Source organism: Mycobacterium sp., from assembly GCF_035653355.1.
Classification (GTDB): domain Bacteria; phylum Actinomycetota; class Actinomycetes; order Mycobacteriales; family Mycobacteriaceae; genus Mycobacterium.
The window spans coordinates 1-2271 of record NZ_DASRBZ010000015.1; the positions used below are offsets into that span (position 1 = coordinate 1).

1 protein-coding gene and 1 pseudogene are annotated in these 2271 nt (G+C 66.6%); one reads left to right on the forward strand and one right to left on the reverse strand.

Features of this window, described 5'->3' with window-relative positions:
- Positions 1-367, reverse strand: a pseudogene (locus VFA16_RS00460) (hypothetical protein); the annotation flags it as partial.
- Between the two features lie 235 nt (positions 368-602).
- Here VFA16_RS00460 and VFA16_RS00465 point away from each other — a divergent pair.
- Positions 603-2271: Ig-like domain-containing protein (locus VFA16_RS00465; protein ID WP_324965929.1), on the forward strand; the 1669-nt coding region annotated here is incomplete at its 3' end.

Sequence of the window (2271 nt, forward strand, 5' to 3'; positions counted from 1 at the left end):
TGAGGGTCATCCCCACGAGCAGCCCCACCCACCCCGAAACGCGGCTCATCCCCAGCACCGTCGCGCCCAGCGCTGCCACGATGGCCGTCAGCATGGCGCGGGCGCCGAAGCGGTCGATCAGTGGTCCGCACGCCAGGCAGAAGGCCGAGCCGATCAGCGTCGCCCAGATATTGAGCCACGCGAAATCGGGGTGGCTGCCGTGCAGATCGCGGAGCAGCGGCTCAGTGATCAGCCCCAGGCCCTGGGTCCGGCCCGGCAGCGTCGCCACCATCGCCACCGCCGCCACGGCCAGGTTGATCCACCCGTAGTACACCCGCCCGCGAGAGCGGCGGAACGGTTCATCGTGAACAACAGATAGATCAGTCACCCACACCTCTGAGTCCGACATGATACGCGCGAGGGGGGCAAGGCGTTGCGAGGGCTCCGCGGGATGGGAACACGCATCGCCGCTGCAAAAACTGCACGAATGATGGATTCGTAACGACCTCAGCCGGATTGGTAAATTGCAGTTGGCGCGCAAGCGGCTGTGCGGGTATGACACGTCGCGTGGGTGTTCGAGTTGTTCGGCCGCCGGGTGTCCGGCGACCGGTACGGTTTACAGCATGATGGATGTACAGAAGCTGATGGGGGCGCGCTTGCGTCGCGCCGTGGTGGAAACGCTGGAAAACCGGTGCCTGCTGTCGGCGAATCCCTTCGATTCGTCACCAGCCGCACTATCGGTGCGCGCCGAGGCATTCGTGCCGGCCATCAGCCGGCCTTCGGTGACGACCGTCAGCCCGGCGCCTAACTCGACGGGTGTCCCGCGCGATTCGGCCGTCACAGTCGATTTATTCCTCCCCAATTCCAGCCTCGACTTCAATACCATCACCACCGGGACCGTTTTCTTGCAGCGGACCAGCGACCAGTCGGTGGTGCCGGCGGTCGTGAGCACGACCGGCGGCGACGACGCCATTATTCTTCAGCCGTCAGTCCTGCTGGACCCGAACACCAGCTACACGTTTACCGTCACCAGCTCGGTGCGGGACATCAGCGGACAGCAGGTGAACCCGTTCACGATGACCTTCACGACGGGCACCGCGGGCGGCGCCACCGATCCGTCGATCGCATTCCAGCAACTCCCGCAGGCGAACAGCGTCAATGTCCCCTGGACGACCGTGCGGGTAGGGCCGGACCACGAGCTGTGGGCCGGCGCCGAGGACGGGCGGATCTTCCGGTTCCCGATCAATGCCGACGGGTCACTCGGATCGCCTCAAGTGTTCACCTCGCTCCAGACCGCCAACGGCGGCCCGCGGCTCCTGACCGGGTTCGCGTTCGACCCGGCTTCAATCGCCAGTAATCCCATTTTGTGGGTGTCAAACGGATTCTACGGGTTCAGCAACGCGCCCGATTTCAGCAGCAAGATCACCCGCCTCAGCGGGTCGAGCCTTCAGACGGTGCAGGACGTGGTGGTGAATCTGCCGCGGTCCGTGGCCGACCACCTGACGGACCAGCCGGTGTTTGGGCCGGACGGCGCGCTCTATTTCGGGCAGGCGGCAGAGAACTCGATGGGCGCGCCCGACCCGGTGTGGGGCATGCGGCCCGAGCACATGCTCAGCGCCGCGATCCTGCGGCTGGACGTGACGAAGGTGACGCCCGGCCAGCCGCTCAATGCCCTCACCCCGGATGCCGGCGGCAGCTACAACCCCGACGCCCCCGGAGCGCCGCTGACGATCTACGCCAGCGGCGTCCGCAACGCTTTCGACCTGCTGTGGAGCAGCGACAACCATCTTTATGCGCCGGTGAATGGCGCATCCGCCGGCGGGAACGTCCCCGCCGGGCCGAGCTCACCCGCCATCAACCAGAACCCGCAGGTCGAGAGCGATTACCTCGACGACATCGTCCAGGGCGGGTACTTCGGGCACCCCAACCCGACGCTCGGGCACTTCGTGCTCGACGGCGGCAACCCGACCGCGGGGACTGATCCGGCCGAAGTGCAGGCCTATCCCGTCGGCACCGCGCCCGATCCCGCCTGGCACGCGCCGGTCTTCGACTTCGGCCTCCACCGCTCGGCCGACGGGATCATCCAGTACACCGGGAGCGCCTTCGGCGGCGCGCTCAACGGAAAGATCCTCGTGGCCGAATATAGCGCCGGGGCCGACATTGTCGTGCTCTCGCGCGATGCCTCCGGTCATTTCACCGGCGAGCGGCGGATCACGGGCCTCTCCGGGTTCAACAACCCGCTGAGTCTGGCTGAGGACCCCGCCACGGGCGACATCTACGTGGCGGAACTGG